This window comes from Ferranicluibacter rubi (assembly GCF_011603255.1).
In the GTDB taxonomy this organism is placed as follows: Bacteria; Pseudomonadota; Alphaproteobacteria; order Rhizobiales; family Rhizobiaceae; genus Ferranicluibacter; species Ferranicluibacter rubi.
The window spans coordinates 1-433 of the sequence record NZ_JAANCM010000037.1 but is presented as its reverse complement, the minus strand read 5'-3'; the positions used below and the strand labels follow the sequence as shown (position 1 = coordinate 433).

Below are 433 nucleotides of genomic sequence, written 5' to 3'. Positions count from 1 at the left end.
GGAAGGAGGATTACAACAGAAACAGACCGCACTCGTCGCTGGGCAACATCACCCCCAACGAGTTCGCAATGAAAATAGCTATGGAAAAACAGGCCGCATGAGGCCAGATTAAAAACCCAAGACTCTCCCGAAAACTGGAGGGAAAGTGGGTCTCAGGTCACCTGCCTGGCGTTTGCCTCTGGCAAGAGGGGTCTCGCCTTCCTCAACAATCGAGCAATTCTGGAGGATAATACTGGCCGAGCCCGGACGCTTGACGGCCCCAAACGCAAGAAAGCCCTCCGGTGAGGGAGGGCTTCATTGTTTAAGCGTGTGCGATGATTTGGTTGCGGGGGCAGGATTTGAACCTGCGGCCTTCAGGTTATGAGCCTGACGAGCTACCGGGCTGCTCCACCCCGCGGAAGGGATTGGGACTGAGGATGTGTGAGAAGATGGA

1 protein-coding gene and 1 tRNA gene are annotated in these 433 nt (G+C 55.7%); one reads left to right on the top strand and one right to left on the bottom strand.

The window, feature by feature from the left end:
* A partial coding sequence (locus G8E10_RS25765) for an integrase core domain-containing protein (RefSeq protein ID WP_167129984.1) occupies window positions 1-101 on the top strand: 101 nt, incomplete at its 5' end.
* Between the two features lie 219 nt (window positions 102-320).
* Here the strand turns inward: G8E10_RS25765 and G8E10_RS25760 are convergent.
* Window positions 321-397, bottom strand: a tRNA-Met gene (locus tag G8E10_RS25760).
* Window positions 398-433: the final 36 nt, after the last annotated feature.